Consider the following 2832-nt stretch of genomic DNA (forward strand, 5'->3'; position numbering starts at 1 on the left):
CGTCGCGGCGAGCGCCGCGGGGCGGCTGGGCCGGCCGGGTGGCGGGGACCGCGTGCTCGACGGCGGCACCTGGCGCGGGCTCGAGCCGCGCGACGTCGCGGTCCTCACCCGGACGAACGCGCAGGCCGAGGCGGTGCGCTCGGCTCTCGTCGCGCTCGGGGTGCCGGCCGTCGTGTCCGGGCCGTCGAGCGTGTTCGGGTCCGCGGCCGCGCAGGACTGGCTCACGCTGCTCGCCGCGCTCGAGCAGCCGGGCCTCCACCGCCGGGCCACCGCCCTCGCGCTCACGCCCTTCGTCGGCTGGGACGCGCAGCGGCTCGCCACGGCGGGCGACGCCGACCACGACGAGCTGGGCGACACCGTCCGGGCCTGGGCACGGCTTCTCGCGGACCGCGGGGTCGCGGCCGTCGCGGAGGTCGCCGCGCGGCAGGGCGCGACCGAGCGCGTCATGGCGCGACCCGACGGCGAGCGCTACCTCACCGACCTGCGCCACGTCACGCAGGCGCTGCACGAGGCCGCGGTGACGGAAGGCCTCGGAACGTCCGCGCTCACGGCTTGGCTGCGGTCGCGCATCGCGGAGGTCGGGAGCGTCTTCACCGACGAGCGGACCCGCCGCCTCGAGACCGACGCGGCCGCCGTGCAGGTCGTCACCGTGCACGCGGCGAAGGGGCTCGAGTTCGGCGTCGTGTACGTCCCGTTCGCCTGGGAGCGGTTCGAGCAGGAGGACCAGGAGCTCTTCGCGTTCCACGACGACCACGGGCAGCGCGTGCTGCACGTCGGCGGCGTCGGATCCCCCGGGTTCGTCGACGCCCGCGCCCGCTCGCGCGACGAGGAGCTCGGCGAGGACCTGCGCCTGCTCTATGTCGCGCTCACGCGGGCGCGGCACCAGGTGGTCGTGCACTGGACGCCCACGAAGCGCAGCAGCGGCTCCGGCCCCCTCACGCGCCTGCTCCTCGCGGACCGTCTCCTCGACGGCGAGCCCGGGAGGCAGGCGCGGCCCGACGCGATGCGCGACGATGCGGTGCGCGTCGCGCTCGAGGCGGTCGCCGCCCGGTCAGGCGGGACGGTCGTCGTGGAGCAGGTCGACTCCCGGCCGAAGGGCGAGCGCTGGTCGGCGTCGGCAGCGGGCGTGGCCGCCCTGGACGTCGCGCGCGCCGGTCACCTGCCGGACCGCGAGTGGCGCCGCGCGTCGTACTCGGCCCTGACCGCGGCGGCGCACCACGGTCCCGTCGGCGGTGTCGAGTCGGAGCCGGAGGACCCGGGCGTCCAGGACGAGCCGGAGGAGACCGCGGCGGACGACGCGACCGGCCTCGACCTCGCGACGGCCCCCGCCGAGCCCGGCACGGACCTGCCGTCCCCGTTCGAGGGCCAGCCCGGCGGCACGGCGTTCGGCACGCTCGTCCACGAGATCCTCGAGTACGTCGACACGGCCGCCGACGACCTCGACGCCGAGGTGCTGGCCCGCTGCGCCCAGGCGGCGACCGTCCGCGTGCCGGGCGTCGAGCCCGTAGCGCTCGCCCGGGCGCTCGGCCTCGCGCTGCGCACGCCGCTGGGCCCGGTCGCGGGCGGACGCACGCTCGCCGACGTCCACCCGCGCGACCGCCTCCCCGAGCTCGAGTTCGAGCTGCCGCTCGCGGGCGGCGACGCGACGCACGGCATCCGCCCGGCCACGCTGCGCGACCTCGCGGCGGTCCTGCGGGCGCACCTCCCGGAGGACGACGCGTTCGCCCGGTACCCCGACCTGCTGACCGCCCTCGCGGACGAGTCCTCGGCGGGGTCGGGCGCGGCGACCGGCACGGTCTCCGGCGCCACGTCCGGCGCCGCCGCCGACGGCGTGCCGCTGCGCGGGTACCTCACGGGGTCGATCGACGCGGTGCTGCGCGTCCCCGGCCCGGACGGCGGGCGCCGGTACCTCGTCGTCGACTACAAGACGAACCGCGTCGGCCCGCCCGGCGTGCCCCTCACGGTCGCCGACTACCGCCCCACGGCCACGCGCGACGCGATGCTCGCCTCGCACTACCCGCTCCAGCTCGTCCTGTACCTCGTGGCGCTGCACCGGTACCTGCGCTGGCGCGACCCCGCCTACTCCCCCGACCAGCTCGCCGCCGCATACCTCTTCGTGCGCGGCATGGCGGGTCCGTCGACGCCCGTCGGTCCGGACGGCACTCCGTACGGCGTGGTCGCGTGGACCCCGCCGCCCGGGCTCGTCCCCGCCCTGTCCGCCCTGCTCGACGGAGACGCCGCATGACCGCCCCCACGCTCCCCGTCGTCGCGCCCGTGGACGAGGGCGACCCGCGCCTCGCCGTCGGCGTGCCGCCGTGGCTCGCCGGGTTCAACGCAGCGCGCGTCGTGTCCGCGACGGACCTGCGCGTGGCCCTGCGCCTCGGCCGGCTGACCGGTGAGCGCGACGAGCGCGTGCTGCTCGCCGTCGCGCTCGCGGTGCGCGCCGTGCGCAGCGGGTCGGTGTGCGTGCGTCTCGACGACCTCGGGTCCCTGCGCCTGCCCGAGGACGAGGAGGCCGCACGCGCCGAGACCGAGCACCTGCCCTGGCCCGAGCCCGCCGACTGGGCCGAGGCGGTGTCCCGCAGCCCGCTCGTCGCCGCCGGCGTGGACGGCGACGAGGACCGCCCGGCCCGCTGGGTCGGCGGGATGCTCTACCTCGACCGGTACTGGCGCGACGAGCTCGCGGTGCGGCGCGACGTCGACGCCCGCCTGGCGGCCGCCGACCTCCCCGCGGACGACGCACGCCTGGGCGCGGCGCTGTCCCGCCTGTTCCCGGCGGAGCAGGACGCGCGCCAGCGCCTCGCCGCCGCCCACGCCGCGCACCGGCGCCTC

1 protein-coding gene and 1 pseudogene are annotated in these 2832 nt (G+C 78.2%); both read left to right on the plus strand.

The window, feature by feature from the left end; translation table 11 throughout:
* On the plus strand, positions 1 to 2245 hold a 2245-nt coding region (locus JZ5iCDA_RS16615), incomplete at its 5' end, for a 3'-5' exonuclease (RefSeq protein WP_171905415.1).
* A pseudogene (locus JZ5iCDA_RS16620) lies at positions 2242 to 2832 on the plus strand (exodeoxyribonuclease V subunit alpha); the annotation flags it as partial. The gene JZ5iCDA_RS16615 and the pseudogene JZ5iCDA_RS16620, both read left to right, overlap by 4 nt.

Source organism: Cellulosimicrobium cellulans (assembly GCF_001722485.1).
GTDB lineage: Bacteria > Actinomycetota > Actinomycetes > Actinomycetales > Cellulomonadaceae > Cellulosimicrobium > Cellulosimicrobium cellulans_A.